Origin of the sequence: Streptomyces sp. NPDC001380 (genome assembly GCF_042895785.1) — a bacterium.
Taxonomy (GTDB): domain Bacteria; phylum Actinomycetota; class Actinomycetes; order Streptomycetales; family Streptomycetaceae; genus Peterkaempfera.
Genome location: NZ_JBIAWP010000018.1, coordinates 125704 through 152099, shown reverse-complemented (window position 1 = coordinate 152099; position 26396 = coordinate 125704). Strand labels below are relative to the sequence as shown.

15 protein-coding genes are annotated in these 26396 nt (G+C 76.9%); 13 read left to right on the top strand and 2 right to left on the bottom strand.

Features of this window, described 5'->3' with window-relative positions:
- The first annotated feature begins 259 nt into the window (after window positions 1–259).
- From ACFY07_RS21640 to ACFY07_RS21595, 10 genes are all read left to right on the top strand, one after another.
- Window positions 260–1723, top strand: coding sequence for a glycosyltransferase (locus ACFY07_RS21640; RefSeq protein WP_390870686.1), 1464 nt, complete (start codon window positions 260–262; stop codon window positions 1721–1723).
- Window positions 1720–3390 (top strand): glycosyltransferase family 4 protein, encoded by a 1671-nt coding sequence (locus ACFY07_RS21635; RefSeq protein ID WP_390870684.1) that lies wholly within the window; start codon window positions 1720–1722, stop codon window positions 3388–3390. The genes ACFY07_RS21640 and ACFY07_RS21635 overlap by 4 nt, the downstream gene beginning before the upstream one ends.
- A gap of 169 nt (window positions 3391–3559) precedes the next feature.
- Window positions 3560–4684, top strand: a complete 1125-nt coding sequence (locus ACFY07_RS21630; protein ID WP_390870682.1) for a DegT/DnrJ/EryC1/StrS family aminotransferase — start codon at window positions 3560–3562, stop codon at window positions 4682–4684.
- A 459-nt stretch (window positions 4685–5143) separates the two neighbouring features.
- Window positions 5144–6442, top strand: coding sequence for a glycosyltransferase (locus tag ACFY07_RS21625; protein ID WP_390870680.1), 1299 nt, complete (start codon window positions 5144–5146; stop codon window positions 6440–6442).
- Complete coding sequence (locus ACFY07_RS21620; RefSeq protein WP_390870678.1) at window positions 6432–8723, top strand: glycosyltransferase family 4 protein; 2292 nt, start codon at window positions 6432–6434, stop codon at window positions 8721–8723. The genes ACFY07_RS21625 and ACFY07_RS21620 overlap by 11 nt, the downstream gene beginning before the upstream one ends.
- Window positions 8720–9490, top strand: coding sequence for a hypothetical protein (locus ACFY07_RS21615; protein WP_390870675.1), 771 nt, complete (start codon window positions 8720–8722; stop codon window positions 9488–9490). The genes ACFY07_RS21620 and ACFY07_RS21615 overlap by 4 nt, the downstream gene beginning before the upstream one ends.
- Complete coding sequence (locus tag ACFY07_RS21610) at window positions 9487–10374, top strand: ABC transporter permease (RefSeq protein WP_390870673.1); 888 nt, start codon at window positions 9487–9489, stop codon at window positions 10372–10374. The genes ACFY07_RS21615 and ACFY07_RS21610 overlap by 4 nt, the downstream gene beginning before the upstream one ends.
- Before the next feature lie 109 nt (window positions 10375–10483).
- Window positions 10484–11245 carry an ABC transporter ATP-binding protein gene (locus ACFY07_RS21605; protein WP_230654575.1) on the top strand — a complete coding sequence of 254 codons (762 nt, stop codon included), beginning with the start codon at window positions 10484–10486 and terminating at the stop codon, window positions 11243–11245.
- A gap of 178 nt (window positions 11246–11423) precedes the next feature.
- Complete coding sequence (locus ACFY07_RS21600; RefSeq protein ID WP_390870670.1) at window positions 11424–12617, top strand: glycosyltransferase; 1194 nt, start codon at window positions 11424–11426, stop codon at window positions 12615–12617.
- 210 nt (window positions 12618–12827) lie between these two features.
- The gene (locus tag ACFY07_RS21595) at window positions 12828–13880 is read left to right on the top strand and encodes a Gfo/Idh/MocA family oxidoreductase (protein WP_390870668.1); all 1053 of its coding nucleotides are present in this window, start codon (window positions 12828–12830) and stop codon (window positions 13878–13880) included.
- A 101-nt stretch (window positions 13881–13981) separates the two neighbouring features.
- Here ACFY07_RS21595 and wecB read toward each other — a convergent pair whose 3' ends face one another.
- Window positions 13982–15079: a non-hydrolyzing UDP-N-acetylglucosamine 2-epimerase gene (gene wecB, locus ACFY07_RS21590; protein WP_390870666.1), complete on the bottom strand. Its 1098-nt coding sequence runs from the start codon at window positions 15077–15079 to the stop codon at window positions 13982–13984.
- 294 nt (window positions 15080–15373) lie between these two features.
- On the opposite strand from wecB, the gene ACFY07_RS21585 reads away from it, so the two are divergent.
- Window positions 15374–16657, top strand: a complete 1284-nt coding sequence (locus ACFY07_RS21585) for a nucleotide sugar dehydrogenase (protein ID WP_390870664.1) — start codon at window positions 15374–15376, stop codon at window positions 16655–16657.
- Between the two features lie 132 nt (window positions 16658–16789).
- Window positions 16790–17710 (top strand): phosphatase PAP2 family protein, encoded by a 921-nt coding sequence (locus ACFY07_RS21580; RefSeq protein ID WP_390870662.1) that lies wholly within the window; start codon window positions 16790–16792, stop codon window positions 17708–17710.
- A 62-nt stretch (window positions 17711–17772) separates the two neighbouring features.
- Here the strand turns inward: ACFY07_RS21580 and ACFY07_RS21575 are convergent, their stop codons facing one another.
- Entirely contained in the window at window positions 17773–20430 is a 2658-nt protein-coding gene (locus ACFY07_RS21575) for a SpoIIE family protein phosphatase (RefSeq protein WP_230654563.1), read from the bottom strand.
- Window positions 20431–20924: 494 nt separating this feature from the next.
- Between ACFY07_RS21575 and ACFY07_RS21570 the strand changes: the two genes are divergently transcribed.
- On the top strand, window positions 20925–26345 hold the full coding sequence (locus ACFY07_RS21570) for a HAMP domain-containing protein (RefSeq protein ID WP_390870698.1): 5421 nt from the start codon (window positions 20925–20927) through the stop codon (window positions 26343–26345).
- Window positions 26346–26396: the final 51 nt, after the last annotated feature.

Here is a 26396-nt window from a genome sequence, read left to right as displayed (position 1 = left end):
CGCGCGTCTGCGGGCGCGTGTGTCGGGGGATGGGGTGGGTCCGGGAGGGGCCTCGTGGCCGGGGACGGCGGCGGGGCCCCTTTCGCATGCCCGGACCCGAATCCGTACGGGGGAGGTGTATGGGCTGTCCGGGTGAGCTCCGGCAGGCGGCTCGATCGGGCCGGAGACAGAATCGGCACATGGATCTTCCGGGAGCGGGACACCGCCCACAGGGGCGGCTGGTGCACCCCGGCCGGCGGTTGCGACGGAGGACACCCGCGTGAACGTGCTGATGCTGGTCACCTCCGATGTGGCCCACGACAGCCGAGTGGTAAGGGAAGCGGCAGCCCTGGCAGAGGCCGGGCACACGGTCCACGTCCAGGGCCGCGACGTGCCCGAGGACTGGAAGCCCCCGGACGGCCTGTTCACGGTCGGCTCCTCCACGGGTGGTCGGGGCCTGCGGCCCACCAGGGGCGTCCCCCATGGCGTCGGGGCCCCCGTCCGTGCGGGCGCGTCCGGCTGCAGGACGGGCCCACTCTGGCGCGCCGGCCGCTGGCTGCTGCTGCCCCGCCACCGGCGCAGGGTCTGGTCGGCCTGGGTCCGCGCGGTCGTCCTGGACCTGCGGGGGAGGAGGTTCGACGTCGTGCACGCCCACGACTTCACCGCCCTGCCGCCGGCCGCCCGTTTCGCCCGCGAGCAGGGGGCGCTGCTGGTGTACGACGCGCACGAGTGGTGGTCCGGCCGTCAGCGCCACGGCTGTCCGGCGCCGCTGGAGCGGCTGCGGGAGCGCCGCCTGGAGGCGGACCTGACGGCCAGGGCCGACGCCGTGGTGACGGTCAGCGAGGGGATCGCGCGGCGACTGGAGCGCTGGGCGGCCGGTCCGGTGACGGTGGTCCGCAACACCTTCCCCACCGCCTCCACCTCGGACTGCACCTCCGCGTCCACGGACGGAGACGGAGACGGGGACGCCGCCGCGGACGGTAACGGTGCATCCCTCCCCTCCACTCCGGCGGGCCTGGTCTACGCGGGCCGGATCGGTGCCGGGAGGGATCTGCGGACGGTCCTCGCGGGGGCGGCGGGCCTGCTGCCGGTGGTGCTCGTGGGACCGGCCGACGGCACCTACGCGGCCGGGCTGACGGCCGACGGCCCGGCGGACGCCGCCGGCGTCGAGCTGCTGCCCCCGTGCCCGGTCGACGAGGTCGACGCCCTGCTGCGCCGCCACGGCCTGGCGGTGGTCACGCTCACCGACAGCTGCGACAACCACCGCCTGGCCCTGCCGAACAAGCTGTTCCACGCGGTGCGCGCCGGAGTGCCGGTGGTCGCCGCGGGCCTGCCCGAGCTGAGGGCCGCCGTGGAGCGACACGACCTGGGCGAGCTGTACCGGCCCGGCGACGCCGCGTCCTTCCGGGCGGCCGTGGAGCGCGCCACGGCGCGCTACCCGCAGCTGCTGCGCTCGGTGGCCTCGGCCCGGCCGGACCTCTCCTGGGAGGAGGACGCGCGGCGCCTGGTGGGACTGTACGAGGAGCTGGCGTCGAAGCGGAGGCGCACGGCCGCCCGAGGTACGGCGGTCCGGGGCGGCGCGGCTCCGACCGGTTCCGTCCGCCTGACGCAGGAGAGGCCGGAGCGGCCGGAGCGACCCGACCGGCCGGGCGCGGCCGCCGCGGGGAAGAGGGAGGACCGGGTGGCGGGAGGAGGCGGCACGGACCGCCGCCGCGCGGCCGCCGACGGGGTGCCGAGTCCGTGAGGGGCGCACCGGGCGCCCGGCGGGTCTCCCTCCCGGGCTCCCCTGCCCCGACCGCGCCCGTCCCGGGCCGGGTGGTGATGCTGGTGGCCAACGGGGTGGAGGGCGACTCCCGGGTGCAGAAGGCCGCCTGGTCGATGGCGGCGGCGGGCTGGGACGTGGTGCTGCTGGGCCGTGCGCCCGGCCCGGAGCGGCGTGAGTACCGCCTCGGCGGGGCGCGGGTGGTGCTGGTCCCGGTGGGCTCGGCGGTGTCGGGCTACGAGCGGGGCCGGTCGGAGCCGCTGCGACGGGCCCGGGAGCGGCGGTCCGCGTACGCCGCGGCGCGGGCCGCCGTCGCGCACCTCGACTCCCTGGACGCGCCGCGGAGCCGCCGCCTGCGCCTGGCCGCGGCGCTGCGCCGCGGGCTCGCCGCCCGGCCCGGTCCGGACGGCCTGCTGGTGCCGCTGGGCGCGGGCCGTGCGGCGGGACCGGTGCGCACGGCGTGGGACGGGCTGCGGGGGGTGCTGGACCGGCGCGGGGGCTGGCGGTCCCTCAACCCGTGGTTCCGGGACCTGGAGTTGGCGTTCGCCCCCGTGCTGGACGCGCTGGCGCCGGAGCTGGTCCACGCCCACGACTTCCACACGGTGGGCATCGGCGCCCGCGTCGCCGCCCGGCTGGGCACGCCGGGCCGTCCGGTGCGGTGGGTCTACGACGCGCACGAGTACCTTGCCGGGATCGAGGTGCCCGGCCGCCTCGACGTCCGCGGCCGGCTGCGCCGCCGGATGCTGCTGGGCGTGGAGCGGGAGTACGCGGGGCGGGCGGACGCGGTGGTGACGGTCTCGGAGGCGATCGCCGACCGCCTGGCGGCCGACCACCGCCTGCCCCGCCGCCCGGCCGTGGTCCTCAACGCCCCGCTGGTCCCGGCGGAGGGGGAGGACGGGACCGGGCCCGGGGTGCGGGAGGTGTGCGGGCTGCCGTCGGACGTCCCGCTGCTGCTGTACAGCGGCGGCCTGGCACCGCGCCGCGGGGTGGCCACGGCGGTGCGGGCCCTGCCCGGCCTGCCCGGCGTGCACCTGGTGCTGGTGGCCCGCCGGGACGACCCGGACGCCGCCGGCCTGCGGGAGCTGGCGCGGCGGCTGGGGGTGGCGGACCGGCTGCACACGGCCGGCTACGTCCCCCCGGACCGGGTGGTGCCGTACGTCGCCTCCGCGACCGCCGGGCTGGTTCCGCTCCTGCACCGCCCGAACCACGAGCTGTCGCTGATCACCAAGTACCTGGAGTACCTGTACGCCCGGCTGCCGGTGCTCTGCAGCGACGTGGCGGAGATGGGCCGCACCACCCGCGCCCTGGGGGTGGGGGAGGTGTTCCGGGCGGGGGACGCGGCGGCGTTCGCCCGGGCGGTCCGGACGCTGCTGGCCGACCCGGAGCGGTACCGCGGGGCCTACGCCCCGGGCGGGGCCGCGGCGCGGGCGCTGCCCGGCTGGACCTGGCCGGGCCAGGCGGCCGTCCTCGACGACCTGTACGCGGAGCTGACGGGCCGCCGCCCGGTGCCGCCGCCGGGGCCGCCGGGCCCGCTGCGCCTGCGCCCGGCGCCGCCCGAGGGCGGCGGGGAACCGGAGGGGGCGGGCGCCACCGGACGGCCCCGCACGGCGCGCGGCCCGGCGGCGGATGTGCCTACCGTGCAGGGGTGACGTCCGCGCGGGCCGGTGCCCGGCCGCTGCCCGGCGTTCACCTGCAGAGGGGCCCCCGTTCAACGGCGTGCGGAAGCCTGAGGACGACGGCGGGGGCGTCAGGGGCTTCTTCCCGCCGTCCCGGTGCACCCGTGGCGGCACGACCACGGACCACGACGGAGGTGGCCGCATGCGCGGGCGCAACGAGGAGACGATCCCGGCGGCGCGTCCGGTGATCGGCGAGGACGAGATCGAGGCCGCGGTGCGGGTGCTGCGCGGCGGCGCGGTGGTGCAGGGCCCGGAGGTGGCGGCGTTCGAGGCGGAGTTCTCGGCGCTGGTGGAGGGCCGGCACTGCGTGGCCGTCAACTCCGGCACCTCGGCGCTGCAGCTGACCCTGCTGGCGCTGGGGATCGGGCCGGGCGACGAGGTGGTGGTGCCGTCGTTCTCGTTCGCCGCGACCGCCAACGCGGTGCGCCTGGTGGGCGCCGAGCCGGTCTTCGCGGACATCGAGCCGGGCAGCTTCTGCCTGGACCCGGACGCGGCGGCCGCCGCCGTGGGCCCGCGCACCGCCGCGATCATGCCGGTCCACCTGTACGGGCACCCGGCCGCGATGGACCGGCTGGTGCCGCTGGCGGAGCGGCACGGCCTCGCCCTGGTCGAGGACGCGGCCCAGGCGCACGCCGCAGCGCTCGGCGGGCGGCCGGTGGGCACCTTCGGGGCGGCGGGCTGCTTCAGCTTCTACCCGACGAAGAACATGCACTCCCTGGAGGGGGGCATGGTCACCACCGCCGACGAGCAGCTCGCCCGCACCCTGCGGCTGCTGCGCAACCAGGGCATGGAGCAGCGGTACGCCAACGAGATCGTCGGCGCCAACATGCGCCTCACCGACGTGGCCGCCGCGGTCGGCCGGGTCCAGCTGGGCCGCCTCGCCGGGTGGACGGAGCAGCGGCGGGCCAACGCCAAGCTGTTCGACTCGCGGCTGACGGGGCTGCGCACCCCGCCGGTCGCGGACGGCGCGCACCACGTCTACCACCAGTACACCGTGCGGGTGCCCGGCAACGGGCGGCCCGACCGGGACTGCCTGCAGAAGGCGCTGGCCGCCCGGGGGGTGGGCAGCGCGGTGTACTACCCGACGCCGATCCACCGGCTGAAGGCGTACTGCGGCGACGGCGGCGAGCAGGCGGCGCGCTGGGACCTGCCGGAGACCGAGCGCGCCTCGGCGGAGGTGCTGTCGCTGCCGGTGTACCCCACACTGACGCCCGCCGAGCTGGAGCGGGTCGTGGCGGCGGCGAACGCGCTGGGCGGCCTGCTCTGACGCACCGCCCGCCCCTCCGCCGGGAGGCCGCCCCGCCGGCCCGCTGACCGTCCGCCGACGGTCCGGCAGGGCGGGCTGCGGGGTCGCCGGCAGGAGTGTCGGCAGGGCTGTCGGCAGGGCTGTCGGCAGGGCTGTCGGCAGGGCTGCTGACGGAACTGCCGACGGGACGGGCCGCCGCGTGCTGCGGGGCCCGGACCGGTCCGGCGGCGCCGCACCGAGGACGGATCCGGCGGCCCCGGACGGCGGCCCCGGATGGCGGCGCTCGGCGCGCGGCCCCGCCCGGGGTCTGCCTACGGTCTCTGTGTGACCTCGGCAACGTCTGGCACCACCCGGCAGCAGCCGTCCGGCCCGCAGCCCGCTCCGGCGGCCGTCGCGGGCCGTTCCGCGGCCCCGGCGGCGGCGCCCGGCGCCCGCGGGGGCCGCCGGGCGCGGGGTCGCCCCGGGCGGGCCACGCCCCGTGTGCTCTACCTGGCCTTCTTCTTCCCGCCCACCCGTGCCAGCGGCGTCTACCGGGCGCTGGCGACCGCGAACCTGCTGGCCGACCGGGGCTGGGACGTCACGGTGGCCACGGCGCCGCGCGAGTTCTTCTCCGACTACCTGTGCTCCTACGACCCGTCGCTGGAGGCCCGCATCCACCCGGCGGTCGCCGTGGAGCGGTCGCGGATGGGGTACTTCCGCTGGGAGCGGGACGTACGCCGGTACGGGAGGCTGCGGGCGAACCTGCCGAGCCTCGCGAACGCGGCCTACGGCTGGGCGCAGCGGCGGGTCTTCCCCGAGCACTACGCGACCTGGCTGCCGCACCTGCTGGCCCGCGCGGTGCGGCTGCACGCCGGGCGGCGGTTCGACGCGGTGCTGGCGACGGGGAACCCGTTCGCGTCGTTCGCGGCGGCCTGGGCGCTGGGCGGGGCGTTGCGCGTGCCGTACGTGCTGGACTACCGCGACCCGTGGACGTTCAACCCGCTGACCGGCGAGCTGTCCTTCCCCCCGGAGAGCAACGCGTGGGCGTGGGAGCGGCGGGTGCTGCGCGGCGCGGCGGAGGTGCTCCACGTCAACGAGCCCATCCGGCAGTGGTACGCGGACCGCTACCCCTTCGCGGCGGGGCGGCTGCGGGTGGTCCACAACGGCTGGGAGCCGGAGATCCTGGGCCGCCCGCGCTGGTCGCCGCGGCCGAGGGGCCGGCCGCTGCGCTTCGGCTACATCGGGACCCTCACCGACCACCTGCCGCTGGAGGTGCTCTTCGACGGGTGGCGCCTCGCCCGGCGCGACCCGGCGCTCGCGGGGGCGGAGCTGCACCTCCACGGGCACCTGGGGTTCTTCGCGCACAGTGCGCGGCCGCTGCTGGACCGGATGCCCGACCCGGCGGAGGGCCTGGGCGTGGTCTACCGGGGGCCGGTGGCCAAGGCCGAGGTGGCGGCGGCGTACGCGGAGATGGACGCGGTGGTGTTCCTGGCCGGGGGCTCGCGCTACGTCACCTCCGGCAAGGTCTTCGAGTACATGGCCACCGGCAAGCCGATCGTCTCGGTGCACCGGCCGGACCACGCGGCGGCGGAGGTCCTGCGCGGGCACCCGCTGTGGTTCGGCGGCGGGCGGCTGGACGCGGAGGCGGTGGCGGCGGCGTTCACGGCGGCGGGCCGGGCGGCGCTGGAGCTGACACCGGACCAGGTGGACCGGGCGCGGGAGCACGCGGAGCGGTTCACCCGCGAGGCGACGCTGGCGCCGTTCGAGGAGCGGTTGAGGAGGATCGCAGGTGGCCGCTGACCGCAGGCAGCACAGGGCCGGGCGGGTCCGCCCCGAGGGGCGGACCGGGAGCCTGGCGGTGGTGACGCCCTGGTACCCGTGTCCGCAGCGCCCGCACGCCGGGTCGTTCGTGCGGACGGCGACCGCCGCCGTGGCGGAACGTTTCTCCACGGTGGACGTCCTCAACGGCGAGGACTGGCCCTCCACCCCCGGGGAGTTCCGGCACGACCTGGTCCGCACCGCCTACGAGCGCCTCGCCGGACCGCCCGGCGCCGCCCGGGCGCCCGTCCTGCCCGAGCACACCGCCGAGGGCTGGCGGCTGACCCGCGTCCCGGTGCCGGTGCGCCCCCGCGCCCCGTACGCGGACTGGGCGCGCGCCCACGAGTCCGCCCTGCGGGCCGTGCTCCCCGGCGGCGTGATCGACGCCGACGTCGTCCACGGCCACACCGGCGTCTACGGCGGCTGGGCGGCGTGCCGCCTCGCCCGGCCGGGCGCGCGGATCGTCGTCACCGAGCACGCCTCCTTCCTGCCCGCCGTGCTGCGGCAGCCCCCCTCCCGCGAGCTGTACCGGCAGGTGGTGGAGCGGGCCGACGCCTTCCTCTGCGTCAGCCCCTGGCTGCGCGAACGGCTGGCGCAGTCCTTCCCCGGGCACGCGGGGAAGTTCCGGGTGGTGCCCAACGCCGTGGACGTGGCGGCGGTCCCGGTGCGCCCCCGCCCGGTGCGCGAGCTGCGCCGCTGGCTCTTCGTCGGCAACCTGGTGCCCGCCAAGGGCGTGCCGCTGCTGCTGGACGCGTTCGCGGCGGCCGCCGTCGACGACCCCCGGCTGGAGCTCACCCTGGTCGGGCCGGGCGACGCGGAGGCCGTCCGGCGGCGGGCCGCCGAGCTGGGCGTCGGCCACCGGGTGGCCGTCCGCGGGCCGGTGGAGCCGCACGAGGTCGTCGGCGTCATGCACGACCACGACCTGCTGGTGCACCCCAGCACCTTCGAGACCTTCGGTATGACGGTCGTCGAGGCGGTGGCCTCCGGCATGCCGGTGCTCGTCACCCGCTGCGGCGGCCCGGAGCAGACCCTCGCCGGACTGGAGGGCGCCGCCGGGCGCCTGGTCGACCTCGCCGACGGCCCGGGGCCGCTGCTGGAGGGCTACCGGGAACTCGCCACCGGCGTCGGCCGCCTGGACCCGGCGCGCGCCCGGGCGGCGATCGAGCGCCGCTACGGGCTGGCCGCCGTCGGCGCCCGGCTGGCCGAGGTGTACGCGGAGGCGGGCGTCCGTCCGCCCGCCCCGCCGTCCCCCGGCGTCGCGGCCGTCCCCGCCGTCTCCTCCGCCTCCGCCTCCGCCTCCGCCCCCGCCGACGCGGGCGCTGACGCGGACGGGCGGTCCGGGCGGGCCGACCGGCGCGGACCGGCGGGCGGCACGGCCCCGGGCGGCCGCGCCCGGCCGTCCGGCGCCCGCCCGGGATCGCCCGTCCGAGGGGCCGCACCTCACGGGCCCGCGGCTCACGGGTCCGCACCCCGGGGGCCCGCCGGACCGCGCCCCCCGGCCGGGGCCGTCCCCGGCGGCCCCCCGGCCGCGGCCTCCGCCGGCCCCGGCGACCTGCCCCTCCTGCCGTGCGAGGGCGGGTACCGCCCGCCGCCCCCCGCCCGCGACGGCGCACCCGCCGCGCCCGGCGCGCCCGGCGCCGCCGCCGGCCCCGGAGCGCCGGGCCTCCCGCCCGGCACGCCCCGGTACCCCGCCGCACCCCGGCCGTCCGCGCACGGCGGCCGGTCCCGCCCGCCGCAGGCGCCCCGCCACCGCCCCGAGCGGCACTCCCGCCTCCACCCCGCCGACCGCCGCCCCGCGCCGGCGGCCGCGCACCCGGACCCCCCGCGCCCCGGCGCGGGCGCCGTGCTGCTGCTGGCCCTGGGCGCCACCCGGCAGCGGGCCGTCGTCGAGGACGCCCGGTTCCTGGCCGAGCGCGGTGTGCCCGTCGTCGTGGTCGCGGGCCGCCGCGAGGTCGCCGAGGCCGCCGCGGAGGACCCGCGCGTCTGGACGGTCCTGCTGCCCCCCGGCGGCGGACTCCTCGGCGGCTGGCAGCTGTGGCGGGCCGCCCGCCGCGGACTGCGCGGCCTGCTGCCCCGCGGCCCGCGCCCCCGGATCGCGGAGGCCGTCGTGTGCGACGCCCCGGCCGCGGCCCTCGCCTGGCACCTCGCCCGCGCCGAGCCCGGCCTGCCCCTGCGCTGGGGTGTGGCGCGCGGCGTGGACGGGGCCGCGGCCCCCGCGGGCCGCCCCGGGACCCCCGCCGACCGGGCGGAGGCGGCCCGATGAGCGCCCGGGCCGACGCCCCGGCCGTCCCGGCCGCGCCGGGCCGCGTCCCCGACCGCCCGGCCGGTCCCGGGGACGGCGCAGGGAGCGGCGCGGACCGCCGCGTGCTGCTGCTCGCCCTCAACACCCGCCGGGTGGCGGCGGTCTGCGAGGACGCCGCGTTCCTGCTCTCCCGCGGGTTCGCCGTGGACCTGCTCACCGTCAACCCCGACCCGTGGCAGGCCGCCGGGCTGCCCCCGGCCGTACGGGCCTGGTCGCTGCGGGCCGGCGAGGGCCGCCACCCGCTGCCCCGCGGCGAGCGGCTGCTGGTGTACCGCGCCCCGCGCAAGGCCCTCGCCCTGCTGCGGCGGGCCGCCGAGCCCCACTACGGGCACCCCGGCGCGGGCCGCCCGCTGGAGCTCGCGCTCGGTGCGGCCGTCCGCGCGCACACCCGGCTCGCCGACGCCTTCCACCACCGGTTCTTCATCCGCGGCTACCGCGTGGTGCGCCCCTACCTGCTGTGGCGGGTGGCGCGCCGCGACCCCGGCCCGGCCCTGGTGTCCGCGGGCACCGAGCGCGTCGTGGTCTACGACACCTACGCCGTGCCCACCGCCTGGCACCTGGGCCGCCGCCACCCGCGGGTGGCGATCTCGCTCGGCCTGGACCGGGACCTCCACCCGGAGGAGCCCTGCCCGGAGGAGAACCGCGTGGAGGAGAACCGCGTGGAGGAGAACCGCGTGGAGGAGAGCCGTCCCGAGGAGCCCCGTCCGGGGAAGGAGGGCCAGCGATGAGCGGCACCCTGACCGGGCGGCAGGCCGGACAGGCGCCGCCCGCCCGCAAGCCGGAGCACCACCTCTTCCGCGCCCGGCGCGCGGGACTGCCGCACGTCCCGGCCTACCTCGGCCAGCTGTGGCAGCGGCGGCAGTTCGTCCACGAGATGGCGCGCAGCACCCTGCGGGCGCAGAACTACACCAGCTTCTTCGGCCAGCTCTGGCTGGTGCTCAACCCGCTGCTGCTGGGCTGCGTCTACTACGTCCTGGTCGACATCCTGGGCAGCGGCACCCGCCAGCACGACTACTTCGCCAAGCTGCTCGCCGGGCTGTTCGCCTTCAACTTCTTCTCCGGCTGCCTCGCCCAGTGCGCCGGCTCGGTGATCGGCAGCAGTCGGCTGATCATGAACAGCTCCTTCCCCCGGCTGCTGCTGCCGGTCACGCAGATCGTCATCGCCTTCATGCGGTTCCTGCCGTCGCTGGTGGTGTTCCTGGTGGTCCACGAGGTGGAGGGGCTGCCGTGGAGCTGGGCGATGGCCTGGGGGGTGCCCGCCTTCGCCTGCGTGGCGCTCTTCGGGGCGGGCCTGGGGTTCCTGGCCGCGACCGTCCAGGTGTACTTCCGCGACTTCGCCAACTTCCTGCCGTACCTGATCCGGATCTGGCTGTTCCTGTCGCCCGTGCTGTGGGCGCTGGAGGACCAGCTGGCCAAGGGCGGCCCCAAGGCGGTCCTGATCGCCGCCAACCCGCTCTCGCCGATGCTCGGGACCTGGGGAGACGCCCTGGTGCGCGGCCGCTTCACCCACCCCGAGTGGCTCGCGCAGGGCGCCTGCTGGGCCGTCGGGGCGTTCCTGACGGGCGCCCTGGTCTTCATGTGGAGGGAGCGTGAGTTCGCTGTCCGCCTCTGAACTGTCCGCCGCGGGGCCGTCCGCCGCCGGGCCGTCCGCTCCCGGGACGCCCCCTGCGGACCGGGACCCCGGCGCGGCACCCCGGCCCGGCCGGAAGGGGACGCCCGCGGTGCAGATCCGCGACGTCCACATCACCTACCGCATCCCGCGCGACCCGCGCGCCAACACCCTGCGCTACCGGCTGACCCGGCCCGCACAGCGGCGCCGGGAACTGGTCCGCGAGGTGCGGGCGCTGCGCGGCGTCAGCCTCGACGTGCCGCACGGCAGCGTCCTCGGCGTGGTCGGTGCCAACGGCGCCGGGAAGTCCACGCTCATGCGGGCCGTGGCGGGCATCCTGCCGCCGAGCGCGGGCGAGATCGAGGTCCACGGCCGCATCAGCACCCTGCTCGCGCTGGGCGTCGGCTTCAACGGCAACCTCAGCGGCCGCGAGAACGTGGTGCTGGGCGGACTGGCCGCCGGGCTGAGCCGCCGCCAGATCGCCGAGCGCTACGAGCGGATCGCCGCCTGGGCGGACCTCGGCGACTTCATCGACATGCCGATGAAGACCTACTCCTCCGGCATGTACGGGCGCCTCGCGTTCGCGGTCTCCACCCACATGGAGCCCGACGTGCTGCTCATCGACGAGGCGCTGTCGGCCGGCGACGCCAAGTTCAAGCGCAAGTCGTACGACAAGATCCGGGAACTGGTGGACCAGGCCCGCACCATCCTCCTGGTCAGCCACGCCGTGGGCACCATCCGCGACCTGTGCGACGACTGCCTCTGGCTGCACCAGGGGCGGGTGATGATGCGCGGCGACCCGGAGGAGGTCACCGCCGCCTACATCCGCTTCCAGGACGTCGGCGAGGACGCGGTCGTCATGGAGGACGTCTGACCGGCCCCCGGCCGGGCGCCCCCGGTCCGCCCCGAGGACGGACCCGCCGGCCGGGCCCCGGACCCCCGGACCCCCGGCCCCACCCGGCCCCCACCCGAACCCCGAGCCCCCACCCGAACCCCGAGCCCCCACCCGAACCCCGAGCCCCCACCCGAGCCCCGAGTCGGCGGTGCGAGCCATGACCCCTCCCACGCATCCCCCGCCCCCGGACGGCGCCCCCGCCGCCCTGCCCGCCCCGGTCGACGTCTCCGTGGTCACCAGCGGCCACCACGTCGCCGACGCCCGCCTGCACCGGCACTGCGCCGCCCTGCGCCGTGCCGGGCTCACGGTGGAGGTGCTGGCCCGCGGCACCGCCCGGGACGCGCCGCCGGGCGTCGACTTCCGGCCGGTCCGCGCCGGCGGGCTGGCCCGCCGCGGCCTGCACGCCGCCCTGCTGCCGTCCCGCGCCCGCGGCCGGGTGCTGCTCACCCTCGACCCCGACCTGGTGCCCGCCGCCCGCCTGCACCGGGCCGTCCACCGTCCGCTGCCCGGCGGGCGGCGGCTGCTCGTGGTGGACGTCCACGAGGACTACCAGGCACTGCTGCGCGACCGCCCCTGGGCGCGCGGCGCCGCCGGCGCGGCCGCCCGGGTGTGGGCGCTCGCCGCGACCCTGCTCAGCCGCGGCGCCGACCTCACCGTGGTCGCCGACGAGCACGTGCCGCCCCGCACCGCCGCCCGCCGCCTGGTCGTCCGCAACATGCCGGACGTCCGGCTGCTGCCCGCCCCGCAGCCCCCCGGCCCGGTACCGCGGGCGCTGTACGTGGGGGACCTGCGCGGGAGCCGCGGCCTGTGGGCGATGCTCGCGGCCGCCGAGGCGGCGCCCGACTGGCACGTCGACCTGGTGGGGCCCGTCGCCCCCGCCGACCGCGACCGGCTCCGGCACTGGCAGCGGACCAGCCCGGCCGCCGGGCGGGTCCGGCTGCACGGCCGGATGCCGCCGCGGGCGGCCTGGCGGCTGGCCGAGGGGGCCTGGGCGGGACTCGCCCTGCTGGAGCCGACGCGGGCCTTCGTCGACTCCGTGCCGTCGAAGGTCTACGAGTACCTGGCCTGCGGCCTGCCGGTGCTCAGCAGCCCGCTGCCGCGCGCGGCGGAGCTGGTCCGCTCCTGCGGTGCGGGCACCGTCGCCGACGGCCCGGAGCAGGCAGCCCGCATCCTGGCCGGCTGGTCGGGCGCGCACCGTGCCGCGTACGACCGCTGCCGCGCCGGCGCGCTGCGGTGGTCCGACGGGCACCGGCAGGCCGCGAGCCCCTACGACGAACTGGCCGCGGCGGTGGCGGGGCTGCTCGCCGCCGCCCGGATCCACCCGCTGCCCGAACCGGCGGCGGCGGCGTGACCGGGCTCCGCCCCGGCCCGCCCGGGGCCTGCGACCGCGGCGCCCTCCCCCCGCTGCACGGCGCCGCGGCACACGGACCCACGGCACACGACCACGCGGCACACGGACGCAAGCAGACGACACCACGGAGGTGGCCGCCATGCGCGGGAGAGACCGAGAGCTGATCCCTGCGGCGGCGGCCGGTGCCGCCCCGGCCCCGGCGGGCCGGCGATGAGCGCCCCGGCCGGGGCCGCCGGACGCCGCACCCTGCGGGCCGGCCTGATCGGCCTGGGCGCGATGGGCCGCAACCACGCCCGCGTGCTGCGCGGGCTGGACGGCGTGGAGCTCGTCGCCGCGGTCGACCCCGCCGGCGACCGCACCGGCGCCGCCCGCGGCGTACCGGTCGTGCACACCGTCGCCGAGCTGGTCGCCCTGGGCGTCGACTACGCCGTGGTGGCCTGCCCCACCGCGCACCACGAGGCCGTGGGCCTGGAGCTGGCCGCCAACGGCGTCTGCGCGCTGATCGAGAAGCCGCTGGCACACTCGGTGGCCGCCGCCGAACGGCTGGTGGACGCCTTCGAGGCGCGCGGCCTGGTCGCCGGCGTCGGCCACATCGAGCGGTTCAACCCCGCGCTGCAGTCGCTGCGGGCCCGGCTGGAGGCCGGCGAGCTGGGCGAGGTGTTCCAGGTGGTGACCCGCCGCCAGGGGCCCTTCCCGCACCGCATCGCCGACGTGGGCGTCGTCAAGGACCTCGCGACCCACGACATCGACCTCACCGCCTGGGTGACCGGCCAGGACTACTGCTCGGTGGCCGCCCGCACGGTCTCCAAGAGCGGCCGTCCGCACGAGGACATGGTGGCCGTGGTCGGCGAGCTCTCCGACGGCACCGTCGTCAGCCACCTGGTCAACTGGCTGAGCCCGCTCAAGGAGCGGTTCACGGCGGTCACCGGCGCGCGCGGCTGCTTCGTCGCCGACACCCTCACCGCCGACCTCACCTTCTACGCCAACGGCGCGGTGACCACGGAGTGGGAGGCCCTGCGCGCCTTCCGCGGCGTGGCCGAGGGCGACATGGTCCGCTACGCGATCCCCAAGCGTGAGCCGCTGCTCGTGGAGCACGAGCGGTTCCGGGACGCGGTGGAGGGCAAGCCCGGCGACCTGGTGACGCTGCGGCAGGGGCTGCGCACGGTGCAGGTCTCGGCGGCGGTGCTGGAGTCGGCGCAGCGGCGGACGACCGTGGCGGTCCGGGCGCGGATCGCGGACGAAACCCAGCCCGAGCCCGCCTGAGCCGCCGGCCGGGCCACCGCCCGAACCACCGCCCGGGGCACCGCGGGGCCGGGGAGGGGCGGCCGGGGCCGCCCCCCCCCGGCCGTCGGCGGCCCGCCGCGTCAGTCCCGCCCTGCAGCCGCCCGCTCGGTCAGCACCCGCGCCACCCGGCCCGCCGCCCGCCCGTCCCCGTACGGGGCGCCGCGCGGCGCCGCAGGGGCCGGGCGGGCCGCGGTGGCCGCCCAGGCGGCGGCGGTCAGCAGCTGCGGGTCCGGCACCAGGGCGTTCCAGCCGCCCTTCAGCGTCTCCGGCCACTCGGTCTCCGGACGCAGCGTGGTGCAGGGGCGCCCCAGCAGGTACGCCTCCTTCTGCAGGCCCCCGGAGTCGGTGACCACCCCGGCGGACCCGAGCACGGCGGCCACGAGGTCCGCGTACGGCAGCGGCCGGCCCACCCGGACGGCGCCGCGGGCCAGCTCCACGCCGTGCTCCCCGGCGCGGGCCAGCAGCCGGGGGTGCGCCAGCAGGGCGACGGGCAGCGGCAGGGCCGCGAGGGCGTCGGCGATCGCGGCGAGCCGCTTGGGGTCGTCGGTGTTCTCCGCCCGGTGCAGGGTCGCCAGCAGGTACGGCCGGTCCGCCGCCACGCCCTCGGGCAGCCGCGGCACCCGGCGCTCGGCCAGCGCGGCGTCGCGCACCCGCAGGCAGACGTCGACCATCACGTCGCCCACCAGCTCGGTGCGCTCCGCCAGGCCCTCGGCGGCCAGGTGCCGCACGGCCTCCTCGGTGGGGGCGAGCAGCAGGTCGGCGGCGTGGTCGGTGAGCACCCGGTTGTGCTCCTCGGGCATCCGCCGGTTGAACGACCGCAGGCCGGCCTCCAGGTGGGCGACCGGCAGGTGCTGCTTCACCGCCGCCACCGCCCCGGCCAGCGTGGAGTTGGTGTCGCCGTACACCAGCACCCAGTCGGGGCGCTCGGCCGCCAGGACGGGGTCCAGCGCGGCGAGGACCCCGCCGGTCTGCACGCCGTGGCTGCCCGAGCCGACGCCCAGGTGCACGTCGGGTGCGGGGATGCCGAGGCCGGTGAAGAAGACGTCCGACAGGTCGGCGTCGTAGTGCTGCCCGGTGTGGACGATGACGTGCCGCGCCCCGGCGGCGGTCAGCGCCTCCGCGACCGGGGCGAGCTTCACCAGCTGGGGCCGGGCCCCGACGACACTGAGGACCTTCACGGCGGGTTCCTCCTCCGGGCGGGAACGGGGGCGCGCCCCACAGGGGCGCGCTCCTCACGCTAGGCAGCGCCCGCGTGCACGCTCCCGGACCACGCCGGGCGGCCGCGGCCCGTCCCCCGTCTGCCGACCCCCGGTACGCCGCTCCCAGGCCCCGTCCCCCGTCCCCGTCCCCGCCCCCGCCCCAGGCCCCGTCCCCCGTCCGCCGCGCCCGGGAGGCCCGCCCGCCGGCCCGCGCCGACAATCGCAGGGGAGCGGGCCGCAGCCGGGGCCCCGGGCCTGCGGAGGGCAGCAGCCGTGCGGATCTGTGTGGTGGCGCTGGGCAAGATCGGTCTGCCGCTGGCGGTGCAGTTCGCCGCCAAGGGGCACCACGTGGTCGGCGCCGACGTCGACGAGCGCGTGGTGCGGCTGGTGGGGGAGGGGACGGTGCCCTTCCCCGGGGAGGCCGGGCTGGACGTCCGCCTCAAGGAGGCCGTCTCCGCCGGGCTCCTGCGGGCCACCACCGACACCGCCGCCGCGGTCGCGGAGGCCGAGGCCGTCGTCGTGGTGGTCCCGCTCTTCGTGGACGCCGCGGGCGAGCCGGACTTCGGCTGGATGGACGAGGCGACCCGTGCCGTCGCTGCCGGGCTGCGCCCCGGCACCCTGGTCAGCTACGAGACCACGCTGCCGGTGGGCACCACCCGCGGCCGCTGGGCGCCCCTGCTGGAGCAGGGCTCCGGCCTGACCGCCGGGCGGGACTTCGCGCTCGTCTTCAGCCCCGAGCGGGTCCTCACCGGCCGCGTCTTCGCCGACCTGCGCCGCTACCCCAAGCTGCTGGGCGGCGTCGACGCGGAGTCGGCCCGGCGCGGGGCGGAGTTCTACCGGGCCGTGCTCGACTTCGACGACCGCGACGACCTGCCGCGCCCCAACGGCGTGTGGGACCTCGGCTCCGCCGAGGCCGCCGAGCTGGCCAAGCTCGCCGAGACCACCTACCGCGACGTCAACATCGGCCTGGCCAACCAGTTCGCCCGCTACGCGGACACCGTCGGCGTGGACGTCACCCGGGTCGTCGAGGCGTGCAACACCCAGCCGTACAGCCACATCCACCAGCCCGGCATCGCCGTCGGCGGCCACTGCATCCCGGTCTACCCGCGGATGTACCTGTGGAACGACCCGGCGGCGACCGTGGTCCGCGCCGCCCGCGAGGCCAACGAGGCCATGCCGGGCTACGCGGTGGACCTGCTGGAGCGGGAGTTCGGGCCGCTCACCGGGGCGGGCGTGCTGGTGCTGGGCGCCGCCTACCGGGGCGGGGTGAAGGAGACCGCGTTCTCCGGCGTCTTCCCGGTGGTGGCGGCGCTGCGGGCGCGCGGCGCGCAGCCGTACGTCTCCGACCCCCTCTACACCGCCGCCGAGCTGTCCGCGCTCGGCCTGCCGCCGCACGGGGGGCAGCCGGTGGCCGCCGCCGTGGTGCAGGCCGACCACGCCGACTACCGGGTGCTGTCCGCCGCGGACCTGCCCGGCGTGCGGGTGCTCGTGGACGGCCGGCGGGTCACCGACCCCGACCGCTGGCCCGGGGTGCGGCGGCTGGTGATCGGCGGCTGAGCCGCCCGGCACCCCCTCGGTCCCGGCGGGCGTCCGCCGGGGTCTACGGTCTGTTCATCGCGGGGGACCGGCCGGAGTCCTCCCCGCCCGACGGGGGCGGGACGGCCCGGTGCCCCGGGGAGGGCGTGGCCGGTGCAGAACCTCACCCTGTCGTGGCAGACGGCGGGCGGCGCGTCCGCCGTGCTGCTCGCCGCCTCGTACGCGGTGCGGCGGGCGGCGGCCGTCCGGCCCGACGCACACCGGCCCGCCGCGGACCGGCCCGCGACGGGCCGCGCCCCGGCGGCCGCCGCGGTGCTGCGTGAGGCCGGCACCCTGCTGGCGCTCTTCGCCCTGTGGCAGCTGGCCGGCCACCTCTCGCTCATGGGCGCCGACCACGCCCTGGACCGCGCCCGGCGGATCCACCGCGCCGAACTGGCCCTCGGCCTGCCCGACGAGGCGTCCTGGCAGCGCGCCGTGCTGCCGTACCCCTGGCTGGTGAAGGCGGCGAACTACTACTACGCGGTCCTGCACTTCGGTGCGATGATCGCCCTCCTGCTCTGGGTCTTCCTGCGCCACCGGCGGCGCTACGCGTGGGTGCGCACCACGGTGGTCCTGGTCACCGCGGCCTGCCTGCTGGTGCAGTTCGTCCCGGTGGCGCCGCCGCGGATGCTGCCCGGCAGCGGCTTCGTGGACGTCGCCGTGCAGTACGGGCAGTCGGTGTACGGCGGGCCGGTGGGCGGCGTCGTCGCCGACGAGCTGTCCGCGATGCCGTCGGTGCACGTCGCCTGGTGCGTGCTGGTGGCGGTGGCGGTGGTGCGGATCTCCCGCAGCCGGTGGCGCTGGCTGGCGGTGCTGCACGCCGCCGCCACCGTGGCGGTGGTCGTGGTGACCGCCAACCACTTCTGGGCCGACGGCATCGTGGCGGTGGCGCTGCTGCTGCTCGCGTACGCGGTCCAGGCGGGCGCCGCCGCCCTGCTGCGCCCCCGGGCAGCCGGCGCGGTCCCGGGGGCCGCACCGGGTCCCGTGGCCCCCGCTGCGGAGGCCGCACAGCAGCCGGTGGCCGGCCGGGGCTGAGCCGGACGGACGGGCAGCCGGCCCGGTCCCGGGCGCCCGCCCGGCCCGGTGCCCCCGGACCCTCAGACCTGGCGCTGCGCCGGGATGCGCAGGGCCAGGATCGCCATGTCGTCGGAGGGCGGTTCGGCGGCGAACCGCTCCACCGCGCGCTGCACCCGGGCCGCCACCGCCCCCGCGGTCAGGCCGGTGCAGCCCGCCAGCACCTCCGCCAGGCCGTCGTCGCCCAGCATCCGGCCGCCCTCGCGCCGCTCGGTGACGCCGTCGGTGACGCAGAGCAGCACGTCGCCCGGGTCCAGGACGACGGTCTCCTCCGACAGCTCCAGGTCCTCCATCACGCCCAGCAGCGGCTGGGGCTCGGCGGCGGGCACCACCTCGCCGCCCGGCCGCAGCCGCAGCGGCAGCGGGTGCCCCGCGCAGACCAGCCGCAGCTCCACCGAGCCGTCCGGGCACGGCGTCATCTCCCCGTAGAGGAGGGTGAGGAAGCGGCTGCGGGAGCCCTCGTCGAGGATCGCCGCGTTCAGCCGCTGCAGCACCTCGGGCGCGGCCAGGCCCTCGCGGGCCAGCAGCCGCAGCGAGTGCCGGGCCAGGCCGGTCACGGACGCGGCCTCCGGCCCGGTGCCGCAGACGTCGCCGATGGCGAAGCCGTAGGTGCCCTCCCGGATGGGGAAGACGTCGTAGAAGTCGCCGCCGACCTCGTTGCCCTCGCCCGCCGCCCGGTAGATCACCTCGACCTCGACGCCGGGCACCGGCGGCAGCTCCGGCGGCAGCAGGCTGCGCTGCAGGGCCTGGCTGATGGCGGTGCGCTCCGAGTACAGGCGGGCGTTGTCCAGGGCCAGGGCGGCCCGCCGGGAGAGGTCCTCGGCGAGCTCCAGGATCTCCCGGCGGAAGCGCTCCTCCGCGGACCGGCCGAGCGCCAGCAGCCCGATGACCCGGTTGCGCGCCACCAGCGGCAGCACCACCGTCTCGCCGCCGACCGCCGCCGAGGTGGCCAGGGCGGTGCCGGGGCCGGCGGCCGGCTGCGCGGCGTCGCCCAGGCCCAGCGAGCGCAGCGAGGCGCGCAGGGCGGCGGCGTGGGCGGCCTCGGCGGGGGCCTTCCAGGGGCGGGCGCCGGGGCTGGGGTCCGGGTCCGGCGGCGGCACCTTCTCCAGCAGGGCCCGCAGGCCGTCGATCCGGTCCTCGTCCTCGTGCAGGACGAACGCCAGCTGCGGCGGCCCGGCCTGGTCGCCGGTGGTGTACACCGCACACCACGCGGCCAGGGTGGGCACGGTCATCTGCGCCATCAGCGCCAGCGTCTGGTCCCGCTCCAGGGTGCCGGCCAGCAGGTCGGAGGCCTCCACCAGGAAGGAGAGCGAGCCGCGCCGCAGCCGCTCCAGCTCGGTGAGCCGGGCGCTCTCCACCGCCAGCGAGATGCGGTCGGCGGCGAACTGCAGGCGCAGCGCGTCGTCGTTGGTGTAGCGGGCGGGGGCCTGGGCGGCGACGCCCAGGGATCCGGTCAGCCGCCCCTCGACCTTCAGCGGGACGGTGACCACCGAGCGCATCCCGGTGCCCGTCAGCAGCGGCACCGCGCCGGGCTGCGCCGTGAGGTCGTCGTGGACGGCGGGCATCCGCGCCGAGCCGTACCGGCCGGTGCCGCCCTCCACCGGCACGCGCGCGAACCGCTGCCGCCCCGAGGGCAGCCCGGCGCTGGCCCGGACCTCCAGCTCGGTCTCGTCGTCGGTGGCGAGCAGCAGGTAGGAGGCGTCGCCGTCGAGCATGTCGCGGGCCCGCTCCACGGTGCGCTGCAGCAGCCCGTCGAGGTCGTCGGCCGACGGGCTGCCGAGCAGCGCGTCGAAGGCGTCGGCGGGCCGCCGGTCGCGGCCGTCGGCGCGGCCCGCCGCGCCGCCCTCGGCGGCGGGCGCCCGGAACGGCGACTGCAGCACCGCCCGGTCCTGCTCCCGGACCAGCAGGCAGACGGTGGAGGGGGCGCCCTCGGCGTCCCGCATCCGCAGGTGGGAGCCGTACACGCCGGTCACCCGGCCGTCGCCGCCGCGGATGCCGTAGCTGCCCTCCCAGCGGGAGAGCGCCAGCGCCTCCTGGAGCCCCAGGCCGGTGCCCGGCGTCTGCGGCCAGGCCGCGTACTCCGCCAGCGGGTGCCCGGTGACCTGCGCGGCCGGCAGGTGGAAGAGGCCCTCGGCGTCGGCGTTCCAGGACCGCACGACCCCGTCGGCGTCCACCCGGACCACGCCGACCAGCACGCCGTCGCCGGCGGCCGGCAGCGCCCCCTCCGGCCCGGCGGGGGCGGCGAACCGGGTGCCCGCGCCGCGGGCGGGCAGCACCATGCGGAACCACACCAGCTTGTGGGTGGCGCTGTACTCCACGCCCCAGCGCGGCGCCAGCGCGGAGCAGAGGAGGAGGCCGCGGCCGCCCTCGCGCTCCGGGTCGCCGAGCCGCCCGCGCGACGGCTCGCCGACCGGGCCGACCCCGTCGAGCGGCAGCTCCCGCTCCGGGTAGCGGTCGGCGACCTCGATCCGCACCGCGTCGTCCTCGCGCAGGCAGGTCACCTCGGCGGCGGTCCCGGCGTGCACCACGGCGTTGGTGACCAGTTCGCTGGCGAGGACCACCGCGTCGTCCACCACGTCCGCGAACCCCCAGCCCTGGAGGGTGTCGCGGACGAAACCGCGGGCGGCGGCGACCGAGCGGCCGACCGGCTCGAAGGTGGCGGCTGCCCGCGCGGTGACCACTGCTCCCGGCTCCTCACGTCTCGTCGGCCGCCCTTCCACGGGGCGCCGCCCAGGCCGACAGGTTACTTTCCGCCGCTGCTCCCGTGTGGCTCCGTCGCCGAGGAAGGGCGGGGCGGACGGGACTTTTCGGGTCCGCGTCCGAACCGGTGCGGGGCCGGTCGAGAATGCGATACCCCGGGACCGGCCCCGTACAACCGTCCTCGTGCCCGTGTCCTCGCACACCCCGTGATGCAAGACTGGGGGGTCCGCGCACGGTGTCGGTGCTGTGCCTGCTCCACCAGCCACATCGAGACCTGCCAGATCGACTACGCGGGAGGGACCCGTTGAGTTCGGGCGAATCGGCACCAGCCGGTACGACGGGGGGCGCGTCCCCCCGCGGCGGCACCAGGACCGCCGCGGCGGGCGGGGCGTCCCCCCGCAGACCGGTCCCCGCCGGCGGCGCCAGGGGGGCCGACGCCGCCAACCTGCGCAAGCTCCTCTCCGCGCTGACCGCGATGCGGGACGGGAACTTCCGCCGCCGGCTGACCGTGCCCGGCGACGGCGTCATGGCCGAGATCGCCGCCGTCTTCAACGAGGTCGCCGAACGCAACCAGCACCTCACCGGCGAGCTGGCGCGCGTGCGGCGGGTGGTCGGCCGCGAGGGGCGGCTCTCCGAGCGGCTGGAGGCGGGCGCCGGCGAGGGCGCCTGGGGCTCGGCGGTCGACAACTGCAACGCCCTGATCGACGACCTGGCCCGGCCGATGGCCGAGGTGGGGCGGGTGCTGGGCTCCATCGCCGAGGGCGACCTGGAGCAGCGCATGGAGCTGCGCTCGCTGGGGGCCGACGGCCTCACCCACCCGCTGCGCGGCGAGTTCCTGAAGATCGGCCGCACGGTGAACGGGCTGGTCGACCAGCTCTCGGAGTTCACCGACGAGGTCACCCGGGTCGCCATCGAGGTCGGCACCGAGGGCAAGCTCGGCGGCCAGGCCCGGGTCCGCGGCATGTCCGGCAGCTGGAAGGACCTCACCGACTCGGTCAACACCATGGCCGGGCGGCTGACCGCCCAGGTCCGCGACATCGCCCTGGTGACCACCGCGGTCGCCAAGGGGGACCTGTCCCGCAAGGTCACCGTCCACGTGGACGGCGAGATGCTGGAGCTGAAGAACACCGTCAACACGATGGTCGACCAGCTCTCCTCCTTCGGCGCCGAGGTGACCCGCGTCGCCCGCGAGGTCGGCACCGAGGGGCAGCTGGGCGGCCAGGCGCAGGTGCCGGGCGTCGCCGGCATCTGGAAGGACCTCACCGACAACGTCAACTTCATGGCGAACAACCTGACCGCCCAGGTCCGGGAGATCGCCCAGGTCACCACGGCCGTCGCCAACGGCGACCTGTCCCAGAAGATCACCGTCACGGCGCGCGGCGAGATCGCCCGCCTGGCGATGACCATCAACGCGATGACCGAGACGCTGCGGACCTTCGCCGCCGAGGTCAACCGGGTGGCGAGCGAGGTCGCCTCCGAGGGCCGCCTCGGCGGCCAGGCGATGGTGCCCGGCGCGGCGGGCGTGTGGAAGGACCTCACCGACTCGGTGAACAACGCCTTCCGGGACCTCACCGCGCAGGTCCGCGACATCGCCCAGGTGACCACCGCCGTCGCCTCCGGCGACCTGACGCAGAAGGTCACCGTCGACGTCTCCGGCGAGATGCTGGAGCTGAAGAACACCGTCAACACGATGGTCGACCAGCTCTCCGCCTTCGGCGGCGAGGTCACCCGCGTCGCCCGGGAGATCGGCGCCGAGGGCCGCCTCGGCGGCCAGGCGCAGGTGCCGGGCGTCGCCGGCACCTGGAAGGACCTCACCGACTCGGTGAACAACGCCTTCCGCAACCTCACCGGCCAGGTCCGCAACATCGCCCAGGTGACCACCGCGGTCGCCTCCGGCGACCTGTCGCAGAAGGTCACCGTCGACGTCTCCGGCGAGATGCTGGAGCTGAAGAACACCGTCAACACGATGGTCGACCAGCTCTCCGCCTTCGCCGCCCAGGTGACCCGGGTCGCGCGGGACGTGGGCGTGGAGGGCCGCCTCGGCGGCCAGGCGCGGGTGCCCGGCGTCGCCGGGGTGTGGCGCGACCTGACCGACTCGGTGAACTTCATGGCGAACAACCTCACCGACCAGGTCCGCAACATCGCCCAGGTGACCACGGCGGTGGCCCGCGGCGACCTGTCGCAGAAGATCGAGGTGGACGCCCGGGGCGAGATCCTGGAGCTGAAGAACACCATCAACACGATGGTCGACCAGCTCTCCGCCTTCGCCGAGCAGGTGACGCGGGTGGCCCGCGAGGTCGGCACCGAGGGCATGCTGGGCGGCCAGGCGAGCGTGCCCGGCGTCGCCGGCACCTGGAAGGACCTGACCGACAACGTCAACTTCATGGCGAACAACCTCACCGGCCAGGTGCGGAACATCGCCCAGGTCGCGACCGCGGTGGCGCGCGGCGACCTGTCGCAGAAGATCGAGGTGGACGCCCGGGGCGAGATCCTGGAGCTGAAGACCACCATCAACACCATGGTCGACCAGCTCGGCGCCTTCGCGGACGAGGTGACGCGGGTGGCCCGCGAGGTGGGCACCGAGGGCCGCCTCGGCGGCCAGGCCCTGGTACCGGGCGTCTCCGGCACCTGGAAGGACCTCACCGACAACGTCAACCTGATGGCGAACAACCTCACCGGCCAGGTGCGGAACATCGCCGAGGTGACCACGGCGGTGGCCCGCGGCGACGTCTCCAAGAAGATCACCGTGGACGCCCGGGGCGAGATCCTGGAGCTGGTCACCACCGTCAACACGATGGTCGACCAGCTCTCCGCCTTCGCGGACGAGGTGACGCGGGTGGCGCGCGAGGTGGGCACCGAGGGCATCCTCGGCGGCCAGGCCCGGGTGCGGGGCGTCTCCGGCATCTGGAAGGACCTGACCGACAACGTCAACTTCATGGCGTCCAACCTGACCAGCCAGGTCCGCAACATCGCCCAGGTCGCCACCGCCGTCGCCAACGGCGACCTGTCGAAGAAGATCACCATCGAGGCGCAGGGCGAGGTCGCCGCGCTCGCCGGCACCCTCAACACGATGGTCGACCAGCTCTCCGCCTTCGCCGTCGAGGTGACGCGGGTGGCGCGCGAGGTGGGCACCGAGGGCATCCTCGGCGGCCAGGCGAACGTCCCCGGCGTCGCCGGCATCTGGAAGGACCTCACCGAGAACGTCAACCTGATGGCGAACAACCTCACCGGCCAGGTGCGGAACATCGCCCTGGTCACCACCGCCGTCGCCAACGGCGACCTGTCGAAGAAGATCGACGTCGACGCCCGCGGCGAGATGCTGGAGCTCAAGACCACCCTCAACACGATGGTCGACCAGCTCTCCGCCTTCGGCGTCGAGGTGACGCGGGTGGCCCGCGAGGTCGGCGCCGAGGGCCGCCTCGGCGGCCAGGCCCGCGTCCCCGGCGTCGCCGGCACCTGGCAGGACCTCACCGAGTCGGTGAACGAGCTGGCCGGCAACCTCACCCGCCAGGTCCGGGCCATCGCCCAGGTCGCCACCGCGGTGACCCGCGGCGACCTCTCGCTGCGCATCGACGTGGACGCGTCCGGGGAGCTCGACGAGCTCAAGGACAACATCAACCAGATGATCGCCAACCTGCGCGAGACCACCCGCACCAACAAGGAGCAGGACTGGCTCAAGACCAACCTCGCGCGGATCTCCGGCCTGCTCCAGGGCCGCCGCGACCTGGAGGCGGTCGCCGCGCTCATCATGAGCGAGCTGACGCCGGTGGTCTCCGCCCAGCACGGCGCCTTCTTCCTCGCCCAGCCCGGCGGCCGCTCCGCCGCCCTGGTCACCGAGGACGACGACCAGAGCGACGTCGTGCTGCGCCTGATCGGCTCCTACGGCTACCAGCGCCGCGCCATGCCCACCCACTTCCGGCTCGGCGAGTCGCTGATCGGCCAGGCCGCGGTCGAGAAGCGGCCGGTCATGCTCCGGGACGCCCCGCCCGGGTACCTCAAGATCGCCTCCGGTCTCGGCGAGGCCTCGCCGGCCCACGTGATCGTGCTGCCGGTGATGTTCGAGGGCCGGGTGCTCGGCGTGATCGAGCTGGCCTCGTTCAGCTCCTTCACCAGCGTCGTGCTGGACTTCCTGGAGCAGATCGCCGAGATGATCGGCGTCACCGTCAACAACATCAGCGTCAACACCAAGACCGAGGGCCTGCTGCTGGAGTCGCAGCGCCTCACCGCCGAGCTCTCCATGCGCTCCGCCGAGCTGGAGGCGCGCCAGGAGGAGCTGGAGCACACCAACGAGGAGCTGCAGGAGAAGGCCGAGCAGCTGGCCCAGCAGAACCGCGACATCGAGATCAAGAACAGCGAGATCGAGGAGGCCCGCCAGGTCCTGGAGGAGCGCGCCGAGCAGCTGGCGCTGGCCTCCCGGTACAAGAGCGAGTTCCTGGCCAACATGTCGCACGAGCTGCGGACCCCGCTCAACTCGCTGCTCATCCTCGCCAAGCTCCTCGCCGACAACAACGAGGGCAACCTCTCGCCCAAGCAGGTGGAGTTCTCCGAGACCATCCACGGCGCCGGCACCGACCTGCTCCAGCTGATCAACGACATCCTGGACCTGTCCAAGGTCGAGGCGGGCAAGATGGAGGTCCGCCCCTCGCGGATCGCCCTGGTCCAGCTCGTCGACTACGTGGAGGCCGCCTTCCGGCCGCTCACCGCCGACAAGGGCCTGGACTTCGCCGTCCGGGTCTCCCCGGACCTGCCCGTCACCCTCCACACCGACGAGCAGCGGCTCCAGCAGGTGCTGCGCAACCTGCTCTCCAACGCGGTGAAGTTCACCGACGGCGGCGCGGTGGAGCTGCTGATCCGCCCCGCGGGCGACGACGTGCCCGCGTACGTGCGCGAGCAGCTGCTGGAGGCCGGGGCGATCGCCGGGCCCGAGGACCCGCTGGTCGCCTTCTCGGTGACGGACACGGGCATCGGCATCCCCAGCAACAAGCTCCGGGAGATCTTCGAGCCCTTCCGGCAGGCCGACGGCACCACCAGCCGCAAGTACGGCGGCACGGGGCTCGGCCTGTCCATCAGCCGGGAGATCGCCCGGCTGCTGGGCGGCGAGATCCACGCCGAGAGCGAGCTGGGCCGCGGCTCCACCTTCACCCTCTACCTGCCGCTGCGCGCCGACGGGCCGGACGCCGAGCGCCGGGGCGGCGAGCCGTACCCGGCGGAGGCCGCCCGGTCCGGGCACGACGCCGCGGCCGGCAGCCCGGCGGAGCACTGGGCGCAGGAGGTCCGGGAGCTGGCCGAGGAGCGGCGGCGCGGGACGGCGGCCGACCGCCGCCGGGCGGCCGCGCAGCGCGACGCGGCGCACCGCGACGCCGGTCACCGGGCGGGGCCGCCGCCGGCCGCCGCGCCGGAGCCCCCGGCGCCGCCCGCCCCCCGCGCGCTCCCGCGCGCCGTCGCGTTCCCCGGCCGGGGCGCCGCCGCGGCGGACGGCCGGGCCGGGGAGGGGCAGTCCTTCCAGGGCCGCTTCGAGGGGGAGAAGGTGCTGATCGTCGACGACGACATCCGCAACGTCTTCGCCCTCACCAGCGTGCTGGAGCAGTACGGCCTGACCGTGCTCTACGCGGAGAACGGCCGGGAGGGCATCGAGGTCCTGGAGCAGCACGACGACGTCGCGCTGGTGCTCATGGACATCATGATGCCGGAGATGGACGGCTACGCCACGACCGAGGCGATCCGCAGCATGCCGCAGTTCGCCGGACTGCCCATCATCGCCCTCACCGCCAAGGCGATGAAGGGCGACCGGGAGAAGAGCATCGAGGCGGGCGCCTCCGACCACGTCACCAAGCCGGTGGACACCGACCACCTGCTGGGGGTGATGGACCACTGGCTGCGGGCGCGCGGACGGTAGCCCCGGCGCCGTCCGCCGCGCCCCGGGGCGCCCCGGCGCGCCCCGGCGCGC